This window comes from Lutibacter litoralis (assembly GCF_014646675.1).
GTDB lineage: Bacteria > Bacteroidota > Bacteroidia > Flavobacteriales > Flavobacteriaceae > Lutibacter > Lutibacter litoralis.
The window spans coordinates 249,643-274,547 of sequence record NZ_BMNS01000003.1 but is presented as its reverse complement, the minus strand read 5'-3'; the positions used below and the strand labels follow the sequence as shown (position 1 = coordinate 274,547).

25 protein-coding genes and 1 pseudogene are annotated in these 24,905 nt (G+C 29.6%); 5 read left to right on the top strand and 21 right to left on the bottom strand.

Going from position 1 to position 24,905, the window contains the following annotated elements:
• Positions 1-50: 50 nt before the first annotated feature.
• The 12 genes and pseudogenes from nifJ to IEW75_RS06065 all read right to left on the bottom strand — a co-directional run bounded on the left by nifJ (position 51) and on the right by IEW75_RS06065 (position 11,228).
• On the bottom strand, positions 51-3,584 hold the full coding sequence (gene nifJ / locus IEW75_RS06120) for a pyruvate:ferredoxin (flavodoxin) oxidoreductase (RefSeq protein ID WP_229714406.1): 3,534 nt from the start codon (positions 3,582-3,584) through the stop codon (positions 51-53).
• Between the two features lie 514 nt (positions 3,585-4,098).
• Positions 4,099-5,559, bottom strand: a pseudogene (locus tag IEW75_RS06115) (magnesium chelatase).
• A gap of 2 nt (positions 5,560-5,561) precedes the next feature.
• Entirely contained in the window at positions 5,562-6,683 is a 1,122-nt protein-coding gene (locus IEW75_RS06110) for a vWA domain-containing protein (protein WP_134247847.1), read from the bottom strand.
• Positions 6,684-6,697: 14 nt separating this feature from the next.
• Positions 6,698-7,054 (bottom strand): glyoxalase, encoded by a 357-nt coding sequence (locus IEW75_RS06105; protein ID WP_134247846.1) that lies wholly within the window; start codon positions 7,052-7,054, stop codon positions 6,698-6,700.
• A gap of 17 nt (positions 7,055-7,071) precedes the next feature.
• Entirely contained in the window at positions 7,072-7,578 is a 507-nt protein-coding gene (locus IEW75_RS06100; RefSeq protein ID WP_134247845.1) for a CIA30 family protein, read from the bottom strand.
• A gap of 30 nt (positions 7,579-7,608) precedes the next feature.
• Complete coding sequence (locus tag IEW75_RS06095) at positions 7,609-8,094, bottom strand: SRPBCC family protein (RefSeq protein WP_134247844.1); 486 nt, start codon at positions 8,092-8,094, stop codon at positions 7,609-7,611.
• A 93-nt stretch (positions 8,095-8,187) separates the two neighbouring features.
• Positions 8,188-8,649 (bottom strand): TspO/MBR family protein, encoded by a 462-nt coding sequence (locus IEW75_RS06090; RefSeq protein WP_134247843.1) that lies wholly within the window; start codon positions 8,647-8,649, stop codon positions 8,188-8,190.
• A gap of 10 nt (positions 8,650-8,659) precedes the next feature.
• Positions 8,660-9,139: a glutathione peroxidase gene (locus tag IEW75_RS06085; RefSeq protein ID WP_134247993.1), complete on the bottom strand. Its 480-nt coding sequence runs from the start codon at positions 9,137-9,139 to the stop codon at positions 8,660-8,662.
• A gap of 96 nt (positions 9,140-9,235) precedes the next feature.
• A complete protein-coding gene (locus tag IEW75_RS06080) occupies positions 9,236-9,919 on the bottom strand; it encodes an SDR family NAD(P)-dependent oxidoreductase (protein ID WP_134247842.1) in 684 nt (227 codons plus the stop codon).
• Between the two features lie 6 nt (positions 9,920-9,925).
• Positions 9,926-10,147, bottom strand: a complete 222-nt coding sequence (locus IEW75_RS06075) for a hypothetical protein (protein WP_134247841.1) — start codon at positions 10,145-10,147, stop codon at positions 9,926-9,928.
• Positions 10,148-10,150: 3 nt separating this feature from the next.
• Entirely contained in the window at positions 10,151-10,852 is a 702-nt protein-coding gene (gene folE, locus IEW75_RS06070; protein ID WP_134247840.1) for a GTP cyclohydrolase I FolE, read from the bottom strand.
• Entirely contained in the window at positions 10,815-11,228 is a 414-nt protein-coding gene (locus tag IEW75_RS06065; RefSeq protein WP_134247839.1) for a 6-pyruvoyl trahydropterin synthase family protein, read from the bottom strand. The genes folE and IEW75_RS06065 overlap by 38 nt, the downstream gene beginning before the upstream one ends.
• Before the next feature lie 172 nt (positions 11,229-11,400).
• On the opposite strand from IEW75_RS06065, the gene IEW75_RS06060 reads away from it, so the two are divergent.
• From IEW75_RS06060 to IEW75_RS06045, 5 genes are read left to right on the top strand one after another with little or no spacing between them, the layout of a single operon-like run.
• On the top strand, positions 11,401-12,057 hold the full coding sequence (locus IEW75_RS06060; protein ID WP_134247838.1) for a TetR family transcriptional regulator C-terminal domain-containing protein: 657 nt from the start codon (positions 11,401-11,403) through the stop codon (positions 12,055-12,057).
• 7 nt (positions 12,058-12,064) lie between these two features.
• Complete coding sequence (locus tag IEW75_RS06055) at positions 12,065-13,378, top strand: ABC1 kinase family protein (protein WP_134247837.1); 1,314 nt, start codon at positions 12,065-12,067, stop codon at positions 13,376-13,378.
• Positions 13,378-13,557: a hypothetical protein gene (locus IEW75_RS15950; protein ID WP_308423309.1), complete on the top strand. Its 180-nt coding sequence runs from the start codon at positions 13,378-13,380 to the stop codon at positions 13,555-13,557. Before IEW75_RS06055 ends, IEW75_RS15950 begins: the two co-directional genes overlap by 1 nt.
• Positions 13,558-13,581: 24 nt before the next feature.
• The gene (locus tag IEW75_RS06050) at positions 13,582-13,995 is read left to right on the top strand and encodes a flavin reductase family protein (RefSeq protein WP_308423308.1); all 414 of its coding nucleotides are present in this window, start codon (positions 13,582-13,584) and stop codon (positions 13,993-13,995) included.
• On the top strand, positions 13,996-15,420 hold the full coding sequence (locus IEW75_RS06045; RefSeq protein WP_134247836.1) for an SDR family oxidoreductase: 1,425 nt from the start codon (positions 13,996-13,998) through the stop codon (positions 15,418-15,420).
• A gap of 4 nt (positions 15,421-15,424) precedes the next feature.
• On the opposite strand, the gene IEW75_RS06040 is transcribed toward IEW75_RS06045, so the two are convergent.
• From IEW75_RS06040 to rpmH, 9 genes are all read right to left on the bottom strand, one after another.
• On the bottom strand, positions 15,425-16,711 hold the full coding sequence (locus tag IEW75_RS06040) for a cryptochrome/photolyase family protein (RefSeq protein ID WP_134247835.1): 1,287 nt from the start codon (positions 16,709-16,711) through the stop codon (positions 15,425-15,427).
• Entirely contained in the window at positions 16,712-17,404 is a 693-nt protein-coding gene (locus tag IEW75_RS06035) for a lycopene cyclase domain-containing protein (protein WP_134247834.1), read from the bottom strand.
• Entirely contained in the window at positions 17,401-17,841 is a 441-nt protein-coding gene (locus tag IEW75_RS06030) for a sterol desaturase family protein (protein ID WP_134247833.1), read from the bottom strand. Before IEW75_RS06030 ends, IEW75_RS06035 begins: the two co-directional genes overlap by 4 nt.
• Positions 17,838-18,338 carry a hypothetical protein gene (locus IEW75_RS06025; RefSeq protein ID WP_134247832.1) on the bottom strand — a complete coding sequence of 167 codons (501 nt, stop codon included), beginning with the start codon at positions 18,336-18,338 and terminating at the stop codon, positions 17,838-17,840. The genes IEW75_RS06030 and IEW75_RS06025 overlap by 4 nt, the downstream gene beginning before the upstream one ends.
• Entirely contained in the window at positions 18,338-19,177 is an 840-nt protein-coding gene (locus IEW75_RS06020) for a phytoene/squalene synthase family protein (protein WP_134247831.1), read from the bottom strand. The genes IEW75_RS06025 and IEW75_RS06020 overlap by 1 nt, the downstream gene beginning before the upstream one ends.
• A 27-nt stretch (positions 19,178-19,204) precedes the next feature.
• The gene (gene crtID / locus IEW75_RS06015; protein WP_134247830.1) at positions 19,205-20,665 is read right to left on the bottom strand and encodes a bifunctional phytoene desaturase/3,4-desaturase; all 1,461 of its coding nucleotides are present in this window, start codon (positions 20,663-20,665) and stop codon (positions 19,205-19,207) included.
• A gap of 54 nt (positions 20,666-20,719) precedes the next feature.
• A complete protein-coding gene (locus IEW75_RS06010; protein ID WP_134247829.1) occupies positions 20,720-21,619 on the bottom strand; it encodes a MerR family transcriptional regulator in 900 nt (299 codons plus the stop codon).
• A 97-nt stretch (positions 21,620-21,716) separates the two neighbouring features.
• Positions 21,717-24,569: a carbamoyl-phosphate synthase large subunit gene (gene carB, locus IEW75_RS06005; RefSeq protein WP_134247828.1), complete on the bottom strand. Its 2,853-nt coding sequence runs from the start codon at positions 24,567-24,569 to the stop codon at positions 21,717-21,719.
• A gap of 142 nt (positions 24,570-24,711) precedes the next feature.
• Positions 24,712-24,873 (bottom strand): 50S ribosomal protein L34, encoded by a 162-nt coding sequence (gene rpmH, locus IEW75_RS06000; protein ID WP_134247827.1) that lies wholly within the window; start codon positions 24,871-24,873, stop codon positions 24,712-24,714.
• Between the last annotated feature and the right edge of the window lie 32 nt (positions 24,874-24,905).

The following is a 24,905-nucleotide window of genomic DNA, read 5'->3' as shown; positions in this document are numbered from 1 at the left end:
AAAAAAGTGCCAGGTACAATAAATACCTGGCACTTTAAAATTAGTTTGGTTTATAAATTTTTATAAAGCTCTAATCGTTCCCATTGAACATCTACTTGTTCTTGGGCTCTATCCAATAAATCTTTTCCTAATTCTGCATTTTCTTTTACAACTCTTGTAAAACGAGTTTCTGAATACATGAACTCTTCTAAAGGAGCAGATGGTGCTTTTGAATCTAATCTAAATCTTTTTCCTTTAGCTCCTAAAGGATCAAATCTAAATAATGGCCAGTAACCAGTTTCAACAGCTTTTTCTTGGTGTTTAGCTCCATCTTTTAAATCGTAACCATGTTCACCACAATGTGAATAAGCTATTATTATTGATGGTCCAGGATATGCTTCTGCCTCTTGAATTGCTTTTAAAGTTTGATTGTCTTTAGCTCCAATTGCAATTTGCGCTACATAAACATTTCCATAAGAAACTGCTTGTAAAGCTAAACTCTTCTTATTGCTTTGTTTACCTTTCATTGCAAATTTAGCACTTGCCCCTAGAGGTGTAGCTTTTGAAGCTTGACCACCAGTATTAGAATACACTTCTGTATCCATTACTAATATATTTACGTTTTCTCCAGATGCTAATACGTGATCCACACCACCGTAACCAATATCGTAAGCCCAACCATCACCACCAAAGATCCAAACCGCTTTCTTACGCAAGTACTCACTTAGGTTTCTTAATTTTTTAGCTTCGTACGTATCAATTGTATCTAAAATCTCGTTTAGCTCTGCAATATCTTTTAGTTTTTCAGCTTTTAAAGTTTCTGTATTTTCTGGACTATCAATAATTTTATTAACTAATGTACTTCCAATAACATTCTCTAAAGATTTTAATAAGCTAACTGCTATTTCTTCTTTTTTATTTAATGCTAATTTAATACCTAAACCAAATTCAGCGTTATCTTCAAATAATGAATTTGCCCAAGCTGGCCCTCTACCATCTTTATTGGTTGTGTATGGTGTTGTAGGTAAGTTTCCTCCATAAATAGAAGAACAACCTGTTGCATTGGCAATTACCATACTGTCTCCATACAACTGAGTAATCAACTTAATGTATGGTGTCTCACCACAACCAGAACAAGCTCCTGAGAACTCAAATAATGGTTCTAAGAATTGAGATCCTTTTACATTTGTAGTTACTAATTCTGTTCTATTATAATCTGGAAGATCAATAAAGAAATCCCAATTTTCGTTTTCAACTTTTTCAACCTCAGATTTTTTAGCCATATTAATAGCAAAAATACCTTCAACTTCTTTGCTTTCAGCTGGACAAACAGCTACACAAAGATCACATCCTGTACAATCTTCTGGTGAAACTTGCAGAACGTAGCTTTCAGTTTTACCATCAAACGGTCTTCCTTTAGCTGGCACATGTTTTAAACCAGAAGGAGCATTTTCTAATATTTCATTTGAAACAACTTTAGCTCTAATAGCCGCATGTGGACAAATTGCAACACATTTATTACATTGTGTACATAAATTTTCATCATCCCAAGTTGGAACAGCATCTGCAATTCCACGTTTTTCATATTGTGTTGTTCCGGTTGGGAACGTTCCATCAGCTGCAAATGCACTTACTGGAAGCGAATCTCCGTTACCTGCTAAAATTGTTCCTAAAATTTCTTTTACAAAATCATCTGCTTTTTCACTCATCATAGGCACTAAACCATCTTGGTTTGTTGTATGACGAGGATATTCAACTTTTTGTAAGTTTTCTAACGATTTATCAACCGCATTAAAGTTCATTTCAACAACACCTTCTCCTTTATGAGAATAAGATTTCACAATTGCATCTTTAATTTTTTTGATTGCTTCATCCTTTGGAAGCACACCAGAAATTGCAAAGAAACAAGTTTGTAATATCGTATTTGTACGTTTTCCAAGATTTGCTTCTGCAGCAACTTTTGTTGCATCAATTACATAAAACTCAACATTATTATCAATTATTCTTTGTTGAACAGTACTTGGCAATTCAGCCCAAATCTTATATTTTGAATGTGGTGTATTTAAAAGGAACGTTCCTCCCGGCTTAATCTTTTTCAAAATATCGTATTCATTCACAAAGTTTGGTTGGTGACAAGCGATAAAATTAGCTGTACTAATTAAATAAGAAGAATAAATTGGTTCTGGTCCAAAACGTAAATGTGAAATTGTTTGTGCTCCTGCTTTTTTAGAGTCATACACAAAATAACCTTGAACAAAATTATCAGTTGTTTCACCAATAATTTTAATAGAATTTTTATTTGCACCTACAGTACCATCAGATCCCAATCCATAGAACATACAGTTAAATGTAGATTTTCTTGTTTGAAAATCTGGCTTATAAGTTAAACTTGTATGTGTAACATCATCATTAATACCCATTGTAAAGTGATTTTTTGGAGAATTATTATCTAATTCATCAAAAATACCTTTTACCATAGAAGGTGTAAATTCTTTAGAAGAAAGTCCATAACGACCACCAACAACAGTTGGCATTGATTCTCCCATTTCTACATATGACGTAACAACATCTAAGTATAATGGTTCTCCAGTACTTCCTGGTTCTTTTGTTCTATCTAAAACAGCAACTTTTTTTACTGTTTTTGGCATTTGCTCAATAAAATTATGAATTGAGAACGGACGATATAAACGTACGAATAATGCTCCAACTTTTTCACCTTTCTCTACTAATGTATCTATGGTTTCTCTTACTGGACCTTGAGCAGATCCCATAATTACCATAACTTTTTCTGCCTCTGGGTGACCAATATAATAGAATAAACTATATTTTCTACCAGTTAATTCAGCAAATTGATCCATTGTATTTTGAACAATTTCAGGAACTTTTTCGTAATATGAATTCGCTGCTTCACGCGCTTGGAAAAATACATCTGGGTTTTGAGCTGTACCTCTAATTACTGGATTATCTGGATCTAATGAATTTTTTTTATGTTTCATTATTTCCTCTTCTGGCATCATAGTTTTAATTACTTCATCAGAAATTGCATCTATTTTAGAAATTTCATGAGAGGTTCTAAACCCATCAAAAATATTCATAAATGGCACTTTACTTTTTAATGCCGCAACTTGAGATATTAATGCAAAATCATGTGCTTCTTGTACAGAACCTCCAAACAACATAGAAAAACCAGTTTGTCTAGCAGACATAACATCTGAATGGTCACCAAAAATTGATAACGCGTGTGTTGCTAATGTTCTTGCTGCAACGTGAATTACTGTAGGTAATAATTCACCAGCCATTTTATACATATTAGGAAGCATTAAAAGCAACCCTTGTGATGCTGTAAAAGTAGTTGTTAGCGCCCCTCCTTGCAAAGAACCATGAACAGTACCAGCAGCACCACCTTCACTTTGCATTTCAATAATTCTTGGGACATCTCCCCAAATATTTTGTTTTCCTTCAGCACTATAAACGTCCACATGCTCTCCCATCGGAGAAGCTGGAGTAATTGGATAAATTGCACATACTTCATTTGTTTTGTGAGCTACTCTTGCAACAGCTTCATTAGCATCACAAATTAATTTTTTGTTTTCTGGTTTCATCATACTTTATATTTACACTTAATAATTTGCGAAACCCGTAATTAAATTCGGATTAAATTGCAAACTATATAATTCGACTATTCATTTTTACAGTGTAAAATTAGAGTTATAATGTAAAAGTTATAATGATATATATCAGCAAAAGAAGGTAGAAAACTATTTAGAATTAATTAAAATAAGAAACGCAATCAACTGATTGATATAGTATTAAAAACAACACTAACAGAAATGGATTTTTTTTTGTAACAAAAATAACAATTCTTTAACTTTTAAAAATGACCAATTAAAGAGATTTTATTAATTTTATATATAATGTAATTTTTTAATTTTAGTTTTTTTTTAAGTATCATAACTTTATATTTATATGTTAATTTTTTACTGAAAAAATAGCTAAATACTAAGTTTTTTTTCTAAATTATTTGAACAATAGTTACAAGAAAAAAACAACCATAAATTTAAGAATTTATAGTTGCTTTTAAATTATTAGTTTATGAATAGCGTCTAGATCTATATTACTTTATAAATCTGAAAAATAAACCCCAAAAGTATCTCTAAATAAGAACCCTTTTAAAACTCGTTGTTTATTTAATTTTTGCTTCTCCACCAAATACCATAAAATAAATTCTTTTACAAATAAAACATCTTTATCAACTATTTTAGGCATATAATTACTTATTAGAGTAGCTAATGGAGTAACTTGGTTTAAAGTGTTTGCGTATTCTTGTTCAGATGCATCATCCAATAATTCAAATGAACCATGCTCGAAAAACCAATCTAAAACAGCATCATAAGGGTCATTTTCATTCTCATGTTTTAATTTTTTAACCTCTGGAAAATACTTGGAAAATAACGTAATAGCTGCGCTCCCAATTAATGATTGTGCAACAAAATCGGCTCCTTCTTGCTCTCCTTCATAAACTAGTTCTATTTTACCAGTTATAGAAGGAATTATACCTAATATATCTGCAAACCTAATAGTAGTATTTTGTGAACTAGAACTTAAACACCTATACTCTGCAGTACTTAATAAGTTTTCATAAGCCGTAATACTCATTCTTGTACTAATACCGCTTTTATTGTCTACATATTCACTATTACGAGCTTCAAAAGCAATTTGCTCCACTAAATCTTTCGCAATTTCCGGTATGTATATTTCGCATACTCTCTCCTCTTGTAATTTAGCTTCTTGTTTTGTTATTGTTTTGGAAATCTCAATATTTTCAGGATAGTGGGTCAAAATTTGCGACCCAATTCTATCTTTTAAAGGAGTTACTATACTTCCTCTATTTGTATAGTCTTCAGGATTTGCTGTAAACACAAATTGCAAATCTAATGGCATTCTTAACTGAAAACCTCTTATTTGAATATCACCTTCTTCTAAAATATTAAACAACGCAACTTGAATTCTAGCTTGTAAATCTGGCAATTAATTAATTACAAAAATACATCTGTTCGCTCTTGGAATCATTCCATAGTGAATTACTCTTTCATCGGCATAACTCAATTTTAAATTTGCTGCTTTTATGGGATCGATATCCCCTATTAAATCTGAAATAGTTACATCTGGAGTAGCTAATTTTTCATAAAACCGATCACTTCTGTGCAACCATGATATTTTTGTTTCATCTCCAAATTTTAAAAGCTGTTCTTTTCCAAATGCACTGATTGGATTTAAAGGGTCGTCATTTATTTCGGAACCTTTTATAACCGGAATGTATTCATCTAATAACTGCACCATTAAACGTGCTAATCTTGTTTTTGCTTGCCCACGGAGACCTAATAAATTAATATTATGTTTAGAAAGGATTGCTCTTTCTAATTGAGGAATCACAGTGTTTTCATACCCATGAATACCTTTAAAAGACTCTTTGTTATTTTTAATATTTTCAACTAAATTTAAACGAAGTTCATCTTTTATACTTTTAGAAACATACCCTGCTTCTTTTAATTCTTTGATAGTTTTTATAGTAGTATTCATAGTTATCTAATTCTTTTTTTTCTATTATTTTCATAATCGTGAAAAATCATTTCACCTAAACCTTCCAATCCTGTATAAAAAGCTTTCCCTCTATTCGACTCAGTGAATTTCTCAACAAAAGATTGTAAATAAGGATCTTGAGCAATCATAAAAGTTGTGATTGGAATATGTAATTTTCTAGCATGAGCCGCCATATTGTAACACTTTTCAACAATAAATTTATCTAAACCATTGCTGTTTTTATAATACGTTCCATCTGGCATTTGTAAACAGCTTGGTTTACCATCGGTAATCATAAAAATATGTTTATTGGTATTTCTTTTTCGTCTTAAAATATCCATTGCCAGTTTTAAACCAGCAACTGTATTTGTGTGGTAAGGACCCACCTGAAGGTACGGTAAATCCTTCACTTTTATTGGCCAAGCATCGTTTCCAAAAACCAAAATATCTAAGGTATCTTTAGGGTATCTTGTAGTAATTAATTCTGCTAATGCCATAGCCACCTTTTTGGCTGGTGTTATTCTATCTTCACCATATAGTATCATACTATGGCTAATATCAATCATTAACACAGTACTCATTTGAGATTTATGATGTGTATCTTCTACTACTAAATCTTGTTCGGTTAATTTAAAACTTCCTAAACCGTGATTAATTTGAGCGTTTTTTAAACTTTCCGTAACCGATAAACGATCTAAAGAATCACCAAATTCAAAATTCCTATAGTCACCGGTATGCTCATCTCCAATTCCCGTAATTTTTGTTTTGTGATTACCCGTTCCACTCTTTTTTAGTTTTCCGAAAATCTGATTTAAGGCATTTTTTCGAATGGCTCTTTCTGTTTTTGCTGTAATACTACTTTTAGAATTACCGTCTGGTGTTATGGTTTCTTTTAAATATCCTTTATTTTTTAAATCTTCAATAAAATCTTCAATTGTATAATCTTTAGTTGTAAGCTTATATTCTTTATCTAGCATTTTTAACCAATCAATCGCTTCATCAAAATCGCCTGATGTATGTGTAATTAATTCTTTAAAAATATCAAAAAGCATATCAAAAGGACTTTTTATTTTAGCCTCATATGATGAAAACTTAAACCCTTTTCTATTACTCTTTTTACTCATATTAATTAATGTGTTTATTGATAACTTAAGATGCGTTGTTTAATAATTCCCAAAATTCTTTTATTGATATCTTTAGTTGCGTTTTTATAAAAATTATATTCTTCAATAGAAAAATGACCAATTACAAACCCTTTAATCTCATTTTTAAATTGATTGTCTTTTAAAAAAGCTACTGTAACAAATTTTTCCTTTTGAACATCTGTTAAATTCACAATATCAAACCTTTTTAGGATCATATAGTTCTGAAAGTAAACAAATAACAAATCATTTAATGATTTAATTATTGGACGTAAGGTTATATTTTGAAATTTCTCTAGCTCTTTTGTCTTATCAAAAATAACCGCATTTGGTACTAATGGCCTTCCTTTCATTTATATTTAAACTAAAGTTACTCTAAAATAATAGCATCTAAAATAAGTTGAAATTTTTCTTGTTTTTTATTTCCTATTAAAAAACCAACTTCCTCTAATTCAGTTCCATAAAAATTTGGCATATCTAATTTTCTACCTCTAAAAACGGGCGTAAGATCTGTTAATTTTAGTTCAATGGTTTGCCATTCTCCACTAGTTTGAAAATAACCAACATAAGAATATTGATTAAATCTAGATGGTTTTATTCTAAACTGATATTTTTTCCCATCTCCTTTTAACCGTATCTTTATTTTTGAAAAATTTGAAATATCTAATTTTTCAAAACGATACCTAAGAGACGAAAACCCTCCGTTATTTTCTAAAGACACTGCTCCCTTAAACACGGCATTCCCTTCCTCATTTATCTCAATTGTACTAGTAGATTTACCTCCCATTACAACATCATTTACAATAGACCAGCTGTGTAGTTTGCTGTTTTTTGTAAAATCTACAATTGTATGGTTTGCATTTAGAAGTATTGACATAAGTATAAAAATTTTAAAAATTGGCATTGTTTATTTTTTATATTCTCCAAAGAGTTCGATTAGTTTTTTAGTTCTATAATTAAAAATTTCTGTAAGTTTTGGTTTTACTAAGATTGGATGCACCAACCTCCCTAAAAATCCAAAAGGCACTTTATAATCTATAATATCTTCCATTTCTACACCACCATCAATTTCTTTAATAAAATGTTTGTGGTGCCAAAGTGCATAAGGTCCAAATCGCTGTTCATCAACAAAATATTGTTTATCCACAACGTGTGTTATTTCTGTAACCCAATTGGTTTTAATTCCTAATACTGGAGTTACAACATATTGAATTATTTGTCCTGAAAACATATGTCTATCAGCACCAGATAATATATCAAAACTCATATAAGCTGGTGAAATTGTTTTTAAATTTTTTGGACTCGACAAAAACTCCCAAGCTTTATCAACTGTTATTGGTAATTTTTGTTTTGAAGATAAGCGATAAACAATTCCTTTTGATGAAAATTTCATGTGTCTATATTTATTATTTTTTAAAGTCACATTCAGCCCTATATCAAATATTTAGCTGTATGACAAACTTCCTAAAGTGCTCGTTTTAAAGCATTAATTTTTTAAATATGAATAAGCATTTAAACTAGTTGCAATTAGTAACCATATAAAATAAGGCGCAATTAATAAGGATTTAAACGTCATATCAGACAAAAAACTGAACAAATAATAACCAACTAGCACTGTTAATGAAATTATTACCACCAAGGCAAACCCAATAGCATGTTGATTAAAAAATATATAGTTCCAAGATACATTTAAAATAAATTGTATAATAAAAAGTATCCAAAACGTATTGGTTTCTTTAATATCTACCAAATACGATAAATAAATTGAAAAACAGATCATTATGGTTGTCCAAGCTACACCAAAAACCCACCCTGGAGGTGTCCAAGGAGCTTTATTTAATGTTAAATACCAGCCAGATGTTGGGCCATTGTTCATTAAATAGCTACCAATACCAAGAGCTGAAAAATTTATTACTAAAAACAGTACTAACCACATTAATTGTTTCATTAAACTTTTATTATAGTTGCTTTGTAATTTTACTACTTAATGGTTTTGTCATTGAATAATAAAAATCGATATAATCTCCATTTTCATCAATCAAATATTTTTGAAAATTCCATTTAACTGATGAATTTTTGACTCCATTCAATTCCTTCTTAGTTAACCAAGCATATAATGGGTGTTGATTATCTCCTTTAACATCAACCTTTTCTGTCATTAAAAATGTAACACCGTAATTAACTTCACAAAAAGTTTTAATTTCAGTTAATGTTCCTGGCTCCTGTCCTCCAAATTGATTACAAGGAATTCCAATTACAACTAATTTATCTTTGTAAGTTTTATGCAACTTTTCTAAGTCTTCATATTGCCCCGTAAATCCGCATTCTGAAGCAGTATTTACGAACAGTATTTTCTTGCCTTTAAAATCATTTAAATTAATTGCCTCTCCTGTAATACTATTTATTGTAATGTCATATAAAGACGATTGTGAATCCATATTCGTGTTATTTAAATTTGTTTCGTTTATAAAAAATACTGAAAGTATTATACTTGTTATTAAACCTGTTATTTTCATGTGTTTTATTTTGAATTATTAGTTTTTAAATGTAGTGATTCCACAATCCATTTCAAATATTTGCCCAGACATAGATGCTGATTTATCCGAAATTAAGAAGGCCGCCATTTCAGCAACTTCTTCAGGATTTAAATATTTTTTTAAAGGATGCCTTTCTATCATTTGCTCTTTTTGCCGATCATTTCTCAATAATTTCGCTGCCAAAGTTGTATCTGTAACAGTCGGTGCAATTGCATTAATTCTTATTTTTGGAGCATATTCTGCAGCTAACGATTTTACCAAACCTTCAATTGCTGACTTTACACTTGCAATGCTGGTATGAAAAGGCATTCCTAATTTAGATGCAACCGTGCTAAATAATAAGATATTTGCATTATTTGTTGCTTTTAAATTTGGCAAATATTTTTGAATTGCTTTAACTGCACCAATAAAATTAATTTCGTAATCATTTTTAAAATCTTCTATTTTTAAGCGTTCAAAAGGTTTTAAATTTATACTTCCTGGGCAATAAATTAATGTGTCAACCTTTTCTAGATCTGGCAATTCATCTGTTAAAATATCACAATTATAATGTGTTAAATTTCGATGAGGAAATTCTGGTTGAGACCTGCTAATATTAATTACGCTATTTTTATCTAACATTGCAGTAGAAATTGCTTTTCCAATACCTTTGCTTCCACCTATAATTACAATTGTTTTCATATAAATTTAAATAGTAATCCGTAATTTTAATCGTTTTTCAATTTTTTTCTTAATAACTGTTAAACGCTTCATAAGATCCATTAATTCGGGGTTTTTTGTTTTTTTATAAATTTCATTTAACCCTAAAATTAATGCTTTCACTTCTCTTGAAGCTAAAATCCGTTCGTTTGTTGTTTTTAATGAAAGTTTACGCTCCTCAAATTCCAACGCTTTTTCAACTAATTCCATACTTTATAATTTTAAATAATTTTGTAATTCTACAATTTTTTCTTGTTGATTAAAAATCCCTCCATAATAACTTGTAACAGTTGCAGAAGAATCATCTTTAATTCCTCTTGAAGCCACACACAAATGCTTAGCATCGATAATAACAGCAATATCATCCGTTTCTAAAATGGAAGCTAATTCAAGTGCAATTTGATTTGTTAATCGTTCTTGAACCTGAGGTCTGTTAGCAAAATATTGTACAATTCGATTAATCTTTGATAGCCCAATTACTTTTCCAGAAGAAACATAAGCTACATGTACTTTGCCAAAAATTGGCACAAAATGATGTTCACAATTAGAATAAAATTGAATGTTTTTTTCAACCAACATTTGGTTATACTTATATTTATTCTCAAACAAAGCAATTTTAGGTTTATTCTCAGGGTTTAAACCTGAAAATATTTCTTCAATATACATTTTAGCAACTCTTTTGGGAGTTCCTTTTAAAGAATCATCGGTTAAGTCTAACCCCATAACTTCCATTATTTGTGAAAATAATTTAGCTATTTTTTCTTTTTTTTCTTCATCAGAAATATCAAAGGCGGTTGATGTTAATGGAGTTTCAATACCAGTATATAAATGATCGTCGCCTATTTCATCAAATGTAAATCCATTCAGTTTTGTTCCGTTAATAGGGATATTCAACAAAGTTTCTTCGTGTCTCATAAAGCTTAATTTTTAGTTCGTAATTCTCCTCAATAAGAGGTCTCAAAATGTTATAAATAACAATAGCAATATTCTCTGCGGTTGGATTTAAATTTTTAAAATCTTCAACATCTAAATTCAAATTTTTATGATCAAATTTATGTAACACATGCTCTTTTATTAAATCTGACAAGTATTTAGTATCTATAATATAACCTGTGTCCTCATTAACTATGCCAATAATTTTTACTTCTAATTCATAATTATGTCCATGATAATTTGGATTATTGCATTTACCAAATACAGCGAAGTTTTTTTCATCGGGCCACATAGGATTATGCAATCTGTGTGCCGAATTAAAATGCTCCCTTCTTACTATTGCTGTCTTAAAATTCATTTTGTTTATTTAATTTTAAACAAAGTTAAACATTTTATTTTAAATTTCAATTATTAGCTATCAGTTTTACTTATACTTTAATAAACTTTTAACATAGTTAAATACATAATAAGTGGCTTTATTTTGTTTAATTTGTTTATATTTATGTTAAACATTTTAAAAAATTAATAATATGTCAAAAAAGAAAGAAATAAATAAACTAGAAATCATAACATTATATATGGGTTATATTCTAGACCACAGCGCAAAACCAACTTCTGTTTACAGTTTTGCAAAAGAAAATAAGTTTGAAGAAGCCATATTTTATGAGTTTTACGGATCGTTTGAAGCTATTGAAAAAACAATTTTCAATACATTTTTTGAAAACACTATTAAAATATTAGATAAGAGTAACGATTATAAAACATTTGATGCTCGAAATAAATTATTGAGTTTCTACTATACCTTTTTTGAAAATTTAAATGCAAATAGAAGCTATATTATTGCAACTTTAGACTCTAAAAAGTTAGATTTAAAAAAATTAGATGCGCTATCTGATCTTAAAAAAAGTTTCACACATTATATAGATACGCTTGAAATTGAAACTATTGATTTAAAACAGAAAAACATAGAGCAGATTCAACAAAAAAGCATTAAAGAGACTGCCTGGCTTCAACTTTTGATTACACTAAAATTTTGGTTAGACGATAGCTCCGCCAATTTTGAAAAAACAGACATTTTTATTGAAAAATCTGTAAATACAAGCTTTGATTTAATTGACTCAACTCCTTTAAAAAGCATCATAGATTTGGGAAAATTTTTATACAAAGAAAAAATGAATATAAACTAATTTAATTATGCTAAAAACAATTGACACAATTCCAGTTTCTAAAATTCATAGAGCTTCTAAACTAGTACAAACTGGTGCAAAAGTTGGTATAAATTACTTAAAATATTACGGTGATAAATTAGTAAATACTGAAGACGAAGCAAAAGAAAAACTCAACAAAAATAACGCCGAAGATATTTATGATGGGCTAAAAAAATTAAAAGGTAGTGCTTTAAAAGTTGCTCAAATGTTGAGTATGGAAAAAAGTGTTTTACCAAGAGCCTATGTAGAAAAATTCTCTTTATCTCAGTTTTCTGTGCCTCCATTATCTGCACCATTAGTTTTAAAAACATTCAAAAAATATTTTGGAAAAGCTCCGGATGAAATTTTTGATACTTTTAATGCAAACTCTGTAAATGCTGCAAGTATTGGGCAAGTGCATAAAGCTAAAAAAGATGGTAAAAATTTAGCGGTTAAAATACAGTATCCAGGTATTGCAAATAGTATTTCTAGTGATCTTACTATGGTAAAACCAATTGCCATTAGTATGTTTAATATTAAAGGAAAAGATTCTGATAAATATTTTAAAGAAGTTGAAGATAAATTAATTGAAGAAACCAATTATTTAATCGAAATTAAACAAAGTAAAGAAATTTCTGAAGCCTGTAAACACATTCCAAACTTAAATTTTCCGAAATATTATGAAACGTTTTCTTCTGAAAGAATTATTACAATGGATTGGATGAATGGTGAACATTTATCTGAATTTACCGCACATAACAACGACTTAGAAAAATCTAATAAGTTAGGACAAGCATTATGGGATTTTTATATGTATCAAATTCATTCTCTTAAAAAAGTACATGCAGATCCGCATCCTGGTAATTTTTTAATATCAAAAAACGCAAATTTAATTGCACTGGATTTCGGGTGCATGAAAACCATTCCAGAAGATTTTTACATTCCTTATTTTGAATTGGCAAAAAAAGAGAATATCCAGAATCCTGAAATTTTTAAACAAAAACTATTTGAATTAGAGATTTTAAGAGACGATGACTCTCCAGAAGAATTAGCTTTTTTTACTGCAATGTTTCATGATATGTTAAGTTTATTTACACAACCTTTTCATCAAGAAGTATTTGATTTTTCTGATCCAAATTTCTTTAAAAAGATTGCTGAGCTAGGAGATCGTTATTCTAAAAGCACAGAACTTAAAAAAATGAATGGTAATAGAGGTTCTAAACATTTTATATATATCAACAGAACCTTTTTTGGGTTGTATAATTTAATGCTCGAGTTAAAAGCAACAACAGTTCACATTAATAATTTTAAAAATTTATAATGAAATATTTGAATGTTGATGAAATACATAATCTAAACCATTTATATAAAATAAATCTTATTAATAGTTGTGCTGGTTTTAAATCCGCAAACTTAATTGCTACAAAATCTACTGATAATAACACAAATGTTGCTATCTTTAGTTCCGTAATACATTTAGGTTCGGCACCTCCGTTATAAGGTTTTATTTTAAGACCTACTTCAGTGCCAAGAAATACGTATGAAAACATTATGGAAACTGGCTATTATACAATAAATCATGTTCACGAGAAAATTATTAAAGATGCACACCACACATCTGCAAAATACGATAGTAAGGTTTCTGAATTTGATGTTACAAATTTAGAAACCAGCTATAAAAACAACTTTTTTGCGCCATTTGTGCAAGATTGTCCTATTCAAATTGCTATGAAATATGTTGAAGAATATGACATTAAGTCAAATAACACGAAACTTATTATTGGAGAAATTCAAGAATTGTATATTGAAGACACACTTTTAAAAGATGATGGATTTATTAATTTATCTGAAGGAAATATTGCAACTATAAATGGACTAAACGGTTATGCAATTCCAACATTAAAAGAACGCTTAGAATACCAAAGACCTAAAATATAAATGAAAATTCTAGTTACAGGAGCCACAGGCTATATTGGAAAACGCTTAATACCTTTGTTATTAAATGATGGTTATAGTATTGTTTGCGCTGTGCGTGATAAAAACCGAGCTCCAAAAAATTTTATAAATGATAAAAATATAAGTATTGTAGAAGTTGATTTTTTAAAACCAGAAACTTTTAAAAATATCCCTAAAGATATTAAAACAGCTTATTATTTAATTCATTCTATGTCAAATTCTTCAACAGAATTTCATGCGCTTGAAGAAACATGTGTACAAAATTTTAAAAATTATATAGAAACAACTTCTGTTGAACAAGTAATTTATTTAAGCGGAATTACAAACGACACAAAGCTGTCTAAACATCTATTATCACGTAAAAATGTTGAAAACAGGTTAGCTTCTAATAATTATGCATTAACCACCTTTAAAGCTGGAATTATTGTTGGCTCTGGTAGTTCTTCTTTTGAAATAATTAGAGATTTAGTTGAAAAATTACCATTTATGATAACTCCAAAATGGCTTAATACCAAAACCCAGCCAATTGCAATTAGAGATGTTTTGGCTTTTTTGCAAAGAGCTATTGGCAAAAAAGAGTTGTATAATAAATCGTTTGATATTTTTGGTCCAGAAATACTTACTTATAAGCAAATGCTCTTAGAATTTGCAGAAATTAGAGGCTTAAAAAGACATATTATAACCATTCCGTTAATGACTCCAAAACTGTCATCTTATTGGTTGTATTTTGTCACTTCAACTTCTTATAAACTTGCTGCATCATTGGTAAACAGTATGGGTATAGAAATTATTGGAAGACCAAGTAATATTTACCAAATGCTAAAAGTAAAGCCTATTTCCTACAGAGAAGCTGTACAAAATGCTTTTGCAAAAATTGAACAAAACAGTATTGTTTCAAGCTGGAAAGATTCATTTATTAGTAGTGCACTAAAAAGTGATTTACATAAACATATTAACGTACCTAAATATGGATGTTATACAGATAAAGAACAACGTACATTAAAAGATGAAAACTATACGCTCAATAAGATTTGGGCAATTGGTGGTGAAAATGGTTGGTATTATGGAACTTTTTTATGGAAATTACGAGGCTATATAGATTTACTTTTTGGAGGAATTGGGTTAAGGCGTGGACGTACGCATCCAACAGATTTAAACAATGGAGATTCTTTAGATTTTTGGCGTGTTATTTATGCAAATAAAGAAGCCAAAAAACTTTTATTATATGCCGAAATGAAACTTCCGGGTGAAGCTTGGTTAGAATTTAAAATTGAAAATAATATCTTATACCAAACAGCAACTTTTAGACCACAAGGAATTGCAGGACGCTTATACTGGCATGCCGTAACACCGTTTCATTGGTTTGTTTTTAACGGCATGATTTCAGCATTGGCAAAATCGCCTTAAGTTGTTATCGTAACAAAGATTTTTTTACGACGTCTAAATAGCGTAAACGGGCAAATTTATGCTCAACAATTTCAGGAATATTTTTGTAATTAGGATTCCATTTTTCGATGTACTTAAAATCTGGATCAAACTTTTGTTGTTGAGTTGTTGGATTAAAAATCCTAAAATATGGTGCCGAATCACATCCAGTTCCAGCAACCCATTGCCAATTTCCATTATTTGCAGCTAAATCATAATCTAATAATTTTTCAGCAAAATAAGCTTCTCCCCAGCGCCAATCAATCAACAAATGTTTGTTTAAAAAACTTGCAGCAATCATTCTAACTCGGTTGTGCATATAACCAGTTTTATTCAATTCGCACATACCAGCATCAACTATTGGATAACCCGTTTTTCCTTCGCACCACAATTTAAATTCTTCTTCATTATTCCGCCAAGGAATAAAATTGTATTTCGATTTAAAATTATTATTTACAACTTTTGGAAAATGATACAAAATTTGCATAAAAAACTCTCTCCAAATAAGCTCGTTACAATACGTTTCATTTTTGGTTTGCGCATATTTAAATAGCTTACGTGTACTTATCAATCCAAATCTTAAATAAACTGAATTATTAGATGTATTAACAATTGGAAGGTCTCTAAAGTTTTGATAATCTAAAATTGCATTTTTATTAATTGCTCTAACTTTTTTAGCACTTTCAGTAAAACCTAACTCCTCTATTAAAGGAAAGTTATGATTAGATTCTATAAAATTTTCTTTATAATTTTCTGAAGGAAATAATTTTAACTCGCCTGAATGAAACAAATTCCACCATTTATTTTTATAAGGTGTGTAAATTGTATAAGGAGTTCCATCATCTTTTAAAACTTCACCTGCTTCAAAAATAACCTGATCTTTATAAGAAAAAACTTCAATATTTTTATCTGAACACAAATTAGTTATTTCAGCATCTCTTTTAATTGCATAAGGCTCGTAATCTTTATTGAAAAACACCTTTTTAATATTGAAATTACTCAAAAGCTCTTTCCAAACAGCAATTATTTCTCCCTTTCTAATGTATAATGAAGATTTATTTTCAATTAAATCTTCATTAATTTCATTTAATGATTGATGTATAAAACTTAGTCTTGCATCATTTTTAGCTAATTCATTTAAAATAGCTTCATCAAAAATAAAAATTGGTAGTACTGGATATTTAGAATTTAGGGCATAAAATAATGCAGTATTATCATGCAATCTTAAATCTCTTCGAAACCAAAATATAGCAATTTCTTGTTTGCTTGTCATTTACTTTTTCTTAAAAATTGGTTTAAATTTTTCAATTAGCACAGTTGCGCCATACAACATACTAAATGCATAAAAAGCATCTTCAACAGGAACAGTTCCTAATCTAATTCCTAAATTTTCTGCATTGTTATACCAAACAACTTGGTCTTCTATAAAACTTCCAGTTAACAAACCGTTTACAATAAAAAACGGAATTAAAACAACCAAAAATGTAATGTAAAACGAATTTAATAGCGTATCCTTAATTATTAGCGCATACAATAAAAGTGCTGCAAAAACTGAAAAATTTACTAATGTGTACCATTTATCATAATTAAAAAACACAATTACAAGCGCTATTAACAAAAGAGAAATAGATATTCCTTTTGTAACTTTTTTTGGTAAAGTTAACTTCGGAAAAAAATATAATAATGCATAATGCGTAAAAATACTTGAATATGGAATAAAGAAAAAAAACAGCACCTCTTCAAAAGGTAAATTAGCAATTTTTGGTCCCAACAAATAGGTTGGATTAAAACCCCAAACTCCCATATTCGTAAACCAAACATCCCAAATTAAAAATGGAATTGCCACAATTGAAATCGCTAAAAACACAGATTTCCAGTATTGTATGTAATTCATTCTTTTTTCAAAACTGTACAAAAATGGAATTGAAAAAGATGCCACGTTTATTATAAAATATAAAGAGGTCATACTTTATAGTACTTAAAAGGAACAAACAGCATACCGAAACATTCACCTTCTTCTTTTCCCAAATGTTTATGATGTACTTTGTGTGCCTTTCTTAAACCAATTAAATATTTATTGTTCGTTTTATTGAACCACTTAAAACGCCTATGAATTAAAACATCGTGCACCAAAAAATAAGCCATTCCGTATAACATGATACCTAAACCAATAAAAAATAAATAATTTAAACCGCCTTCAACACCAAAATAAAACAAAGCTATACTAGGAACTGCAAAAATAACGAAAAACACATCGTTTCGTTCAAACCAATTTTGATACCGTGGCTGATGGTGATCTTCATGAAAATACCACAAAAATCCGTGCATAACGTACTTATGAGTTAACCAAGTAACACATTCCATAATCAAGAAAGTAGCTATTGTAATAAGAGCAAATATCATAATTTATCTAGTATTTCGTGAATTTTATTTTTGTTCATTTCACTTAAATCATCTACCAACAACATAGTGTCTAACATTTTAAGTTTCAAATTTTTGTTTAAATTTGATTCTAATAGTTTAGCAGAAATAACGCTAAAATCTTCTTCTATATTTTTATTATAACCCAAAAAATTAGGAATTCTCTTTTGCATTAAAAATCGAATATACCTAATCTCTAAAACCTCTGGATTTTCGTTTATATCGTTATCCAAAATTTTCTTCCCATGTTTAAAAAATTTTAATTTCGAGAATGGACCTTTTATATAGCGAGATTTCATTAAAAACATTGCAGCCGTATAGCCTTTTGCCTCAGGTGAACTATCGTTTTTCAGTTTTTCTATAAACTTATTGGCTTCATTTAACGATGTAATATCAGGGAAATGATCTCTCACACTCTCAAGAGGTGTTTGCACACTTAAAGAGATTAATGAAAAAAAAATAAGTCCAAAATATTTCATTATAATAAATTTAATTTATACACTACAAAAGATTTAGCCAATAAACTAATTTTTAACGAATTAGAAACACGAATACGTGTATTTAAAATTTCTGTTGAAGGTGTTTTACTTAATTTATTCAACAACCTTTTATAATAAACATAAGCAGTATATACGCCAAATTTTGCCTCTAAAGGCAATTTTTTTATCCCAATTAAAGCCTCATTAAAATCAGCTTCAATATCTGAAATAATTTCTGCTTTTTCTTCAGCTTTTAATTCTTTTAAATTTACACCTGGAAAATAAGAACGGTTTAACAATTCATAATCATCTTTTAAATCACGTAAGAAGTTTACTTTTTGAAAAGCTGAGCCCAATTTCATTGCAGAAAACTTTAATTCATCATACCTTTCAGTATCTCCATTTACAAATACCTTTAAACACATTAACCCAACAACATCTGCCGATCCATAAATGTACTCGTTGTATTCCTCAACAGTATTATAGGTTTCTTTATTTAAATCTGCCTTCATACTATTTAAAAACGACTGAATTAAATCGTCTGTAATGTTATATTTTTTTACAGTATGCTGAAAAGCATTTAAAATAGGGTTTAAGCTAACATTGTTCTTGTGCGCCTTATAATAATCTGCTTCAAATTCATTTAATAAAACTTCTTTTTCATGGGTGTGAAAAGAATCTACAATTTCATCAGCGAAACGAACAAAAGCATAAATACTGTAAATGGCTTCTCTTATTTTGGGCGATAACATATAAACCGCTAAAGAAAAAGAAGTACTATATTTTCTAGTAACAATTTTACTACATTTAAAAGAGGTTTCATCAAATAGCTGCTTCATAATGATTTTTTTTAGTTAGTTGTAATTTTATTTAGTATTTTTTATAACCATATCTGAAACAATTTTTCCAGAAATTATAGCTGGAGGTACTCCAGGACCTGGAACAGTTAATTGTCCTGTAAAAAACAAATTTCTTACTTTTTTACTTTTAATTTTAGGTCTTAAAAAAGCAGTTTGAAATAATGTATTTGCCAAACCATAAGCATTTCCTTTGTACGAGTTGTAATCATTTACAAAATCATTCACACAATACGATTGTTTAAACAACACCTTATCTTTTAAATTTTGTCCAGTTAAAGTCTCTAAACGTTCTATAATTTTTAAAAAATACTCTTCTCTTACCTCAGGAATATCAGTTAAACCTGGTGCCAAAGGGATTAAAAAAGTTGCAGCTTCTTTTGAATCTGGAGCAAAACTAGCATCGGTTATACTCGAAAAACTTGCATAAAATAAGGGATCTTCTGGCCATTTTGGATTATCATAAATATCCTGCGCGTGTATGTCAAAACTAGTATCAAAAAATAATGTATGATGCGCTACATTTTTAATTTTTGTATCAAAGCCAACATAAAAAAGCAACGCAGAAGGAGCAAAAGTCTTTTTCTTCCAATACTTTTCTGAGTACATTCTATACTTTTTATTCAACAATGTTTCGGTATGATGGTAATCTGCACCACTAATTACTGAATCTGATTCTTTAAAAACTGCATTTGAAACAACCCCCTTAACTACACCGTCTTCTACAACAATCTCTTCAACATTTTGATTGGTTAAAATTTCAACACCTAAGTCTTCCGCCAACTTTACAAAACCATTTACCACTTCATACATTCCTCCTTTTGGATGCCAAGTACCAAGACCAAAATCGGCATAATTCATAAAATTATAAAAACTGGGCGTGTTTGTTGGTTTTGCACCTAAAAATAATACCGGAAATTCTAAAATTTGTTGAAGTTTTGTACTTTTAATTTTTTTACGAACCGTTGAGCTAATAGATGTGAAAAATTGATTCGCTTTTGACAGTGTTGTGAAATTTATTAATTCTGTAATAGATTCTCCAGGTTTGTAAACTAAATCATTAATTGCTACTTCATAATTAAATTTAGCTGAATCTAAAAATGATTTTAAATGTTTTGAACTCCCCTTTTCTTCATTCTCAAAAACATCATAAATTTCATTTAATGTACCTGGAATTGTAATTGAATCGTCTTCACCAAAGTATACTTGATATGCTGGAGAAAGTCTTTCTAATTGGTAATAATCTGAAGTTTTTTTATTAAAATCTTTAAAAAATTTCTCAAAAACATCAGGCATCCAATACCATGTTGGCCCCATATCGAATTTAAAACCATCTTTTTCAAACTGTCTCGCTCTTCCACCTATTGTGGAATTTTTCTCAAGGATAGTAACTTTATAACCCGCTTTTGCCATATGACAAGCAGCCGAAAGTGACGAAAATCCTGAACCAATAATTATTATATCTTTCATCTGTTTAGCAAATATACACTTTTGTTAAACAAAAGCAAATTTGTTTGATATTTTTTACAATTTATTTAACAGTAAATCAATAGATTTAAACATTCTTACATTTGCTAAATTTAAATCCTCTTCAACTTCAGTTAATTTTCTTCCTAATAGCCATAATTCGCTATTGGTATCTGTTAAAACTGTATCATTAACTGTTACAATATACTCAAAAACTGACATTCTTGATGGCTCAACAGTTAAATAACTAATAAAACATATATTATCATACACCTTTTGAACATCGCTTAAATTGGCTACAGGAACACTTTGTCCTAAATAAATAGATTGATAACCGTGTAATAATAATTCATAATGCAGGTACAATAAACCTAAATCATGTATTTCATTCATTGGTAAGTATAAAACAAATATTTTTTCAAAATTAGTTGGTGATGCTAATTGTAAGCGCTCAATATTTATATGAATTTTTTGTGAAATTAGATTCGTAATAAAATGCTCATGAGCAGGAGTAATTGAATTTACCTGCCATAACAATCCTAAATCATTCATAAATGGAAGGAGAACATTTTTAAAAATGTCTCTAAGTGATGCTTGTGCTATTAAATTATTATAAGTAATATTAAACAAATTCTCATCAAAATTTAACATTGCAAGCTTCAGTGAATTTGATGCTTGTGAGTTTACTCCTTTTTTAGAAACTAATTCACGAACTGATGCATTAATTTTAGATTCTGGTAACTCAGCAATTTTAGATATTTTTAATCCATTTGCATTTAAAAGCGACACATTTAAAAGCTTCTGTAGGTTATTAATATCATAATACCGAATGTTAGATTCTGTTCTATTTGGCTCTAAAAGATCATATCTTTTTTCCCAAATTCTAATAGTGTGTGCCTTAATTCCAGTGAAATTTTCAAGGTCTTTTATCGTAAATTCTGACTTAATATTGTTCAATGTAATTATTTTTTGTTTAAACAAAAGTACAAACAAAAAATGATATAAACAAAAAAGAGCCCCGAAAGGAGCTCTTTTTAAATATTTATTACTTTTTTTACTTATTTAAATACATCTTTCTACGTGAGTACAATTCATAAAATTGATCATCTTTTAAATTATCAATAAATAAAATACTCTCTCCTGTAGATTTCATTTCTGGCCCTAATTTTTTATCTACATTAGGAAATTTATTAAATGAAAATACAGGTTGTTTAATTGCAAAACCTTCTAATTGCGGATTAAAAACAAAGTCTTTTACTTTTTTATCACCCAGCATTACTTTAGTGGCATAATTCACATAAGGTTCTTGATATGCTTTTGCAATAAATGGAACCGTACGAGATGCTCTTGGGTTTGCCTCAATTATATAAACAGTATCATCTTTTACTGCAAACTGAATATTTATTAACCCTTTAGTTTTTAGAGCTAGTGCAATTTTTTTAGTATGATCTTTAATTTGTTGCATTACAAACTCACCTAAATTAAATGGTGGTAATGTTGCATTTGAATCTCCTGAATGCACTCCACAAGGCTCTATATGTTCCATTATTCCAATAATATAAACATCTTCACCATCACAAATGGCGTCAGCTTCCGCTTCAATTGCTCCATCTAAATAATGATCTAGCAACAACATGTTATTAGGGATTTTACGTAATAAATCTACTACGTGTTTTTCCAACTCTTCTTTATTAATAACAATTTTCATTCCTTGTCCACCTAAAACATAAGAAGGTCTCACTAATATTGGAAAATCTAAACTATCAGCTATTGCAGCTGCTTCATCTGCGGTTGTTGCGGTTCCGTATTTGGGAAAAGGAATATCTAAATCAACTAATAATTCAGAAAAACGCTTTCTATCTTCCGCTAAATCAAGGGCTTCGAAGCTAGTTCCTATAATTTTAACACCCCATTTATCCAACTTTTCAGCTAATTTTAATGCTGTTTGCCCACCTAACTGAACTATAACCCCTTCTGGTTTTTCGTGTTCAATTATATCGTAAATATGCTCCCAGAATACGGGTTCAAAATATAATTTATCTGCGGTATCAAAATCTGTGGAAACTGTTTCTGGATTACAATTAATCATAATTGTTTCATAACCAGCTTCTTTAGCTGCTAATACGCCGTGGACACAACAATAGTCAAATTCAATTCCTTGTCCAATTCTGTTTGGACCAGAGCCTAATACAATTATTTTCTTTTTATCGGTTACAACACTTTCATTATCCGCTTTAACAACTCCATCTGGAGTAATCATTTTATTTTCGAACGTAGAATAATAATATGGTGTTTGTGCACTAAATTCAGCTGCACAAGTATCTACTAATTTGTAAACCCTATTAATATCTAATGTTGTACGTTTCGCTTTTACTTCACTTTCTAAACAACCTAACATATGGGCTATTTGTCTATCTGCAAAACCTTTTTGCTTTGCTTCTAACAATAATTCATAGGATAACGAATCTAATTTATTTGTTGAAATTTCATTTTCAAGCCCTAATAATTCTTCATATTGTCTTAAATACCAGTAATCAATTTTTGTGATTTCGTGAATCCTACTTAACGGTATTCCTATTGAAATTGCATCATAAATTACAAAAACTCTGTCCCAACTTGCGTGTGTTAATTTTTGAATTATTGTATCATAATCCTTCTCTCCTTTTCCATCAGCACCTAAACCATTTCGTTTAATTTCTAAAGATTGCGTGGCTTTGTGCAACGCTTCTTGAAAACAACGACCAATTCCCATTACCTCTCCAACCGATTTCATTTGTAAACCAAGAGTTCTATCTGAACCTTCAAATTTATCAAAGTTCCAACGTGGAATTTTTACAATTACATAATCTAATGTTGGTTCAAATAAGGCTGAAGTTGTTTTTGTGATTTGATTATCTAATTCATCTAAATGATAACCAATTGCCAGTTTTGCAGCAATCTTAGCAATAGGATAACCTGTTGCTTTTGACGCTAAGGCAGATGAACGAGAAACACGTGGGTTAATTTCAATAGCAATAATATCTTCTTTTTCATCTGGACTAACTGCAAATTGAACATTACAACCACCTGCAAAATCTCCAATAGAACGCATCATATGTATTGCCATATCGCGCATTCTTTGAAAAGTAGTATCACTCAATGTCATTGCTGGAGCAACCGTTATTGAGTCTCCAGTATGAATTCCCATGGGATCCATATTTTCAATTGTACAAATAATAACTACATTGTCATTACTATCTCTTAACAATTCTAATTCATATTCTTTCCAACCTAATAATGCCTTATCTATTATAACTTCGTGAATTGGTGAAGCTTCTAAACCTCTGCTCAACAATTCATCAAAATCTTCTTTCTTATAAACTATAGATGCTCCAAACCCACCTAATGTGAATGATGGTCGAATAACCAACGGAAAACCATATTCCTGCGCAATTTCTTTACCCTTTAAAAATGATGTTGCTGTTGTAGAAGGCGCTTGTCCAACTCCAATGTCAATCATTAATTTTCTAAACTGCTCTCTATCTTCGGTTATATTAATAGCATCAATATCAACACCTATTAGCGATACATTAAAATCTTCCCAAATTCCTTTATCATCCGCTTCAATACATAAATTTAATGCTGTTTGCCCGCCCATTGTTGGCAATACGGCATCAATTTCAGGATGAATTTTTAAAATCTCTATAATAGATTTTGTAGTTAAGGGTTTTAAATAAACATTATCAGCTAAAGACGGATCCGTCATAATTGTAGCCGGATTCGAGTTAATTAAAGTAACTTCAATTCCTTCTTCTTTTAACGATCTAATTGCTTGGGAACCAGAATAATCAAATTCACACGCTTGACCTATAATTATAGGTCCAGAACCTATAATTAAAATTGACTTAATGTTTTTGTTTTTTGGCATTTGTTAGTATTAATTAATAATTTGGTAAATATCTATAAAATTCAAATTTTTTAAAAAAATAGTTTTAAAAACTTATTAAAAGGTCATAAAAAAAGGCGTTACTTAAGAAAAGTAACACCTTATATATAAAACTATTGTTTCATTATTTCTTTGGTCTTGGGTCAGAAGAAACACTTACTCTATTTCTTCCTTTAGCTCTTCTTCTTGCTAAAACTTTTCTACCAGTTGCAGAAGCCATACGCTCTCTAAATCCGTGTTTATTTCTTCTCTTTCTTTTTGAAGGCTGAAATGTTCTTTTTGGCATTACTTATAATTTTTAAAATCGTGTTTCTTTTT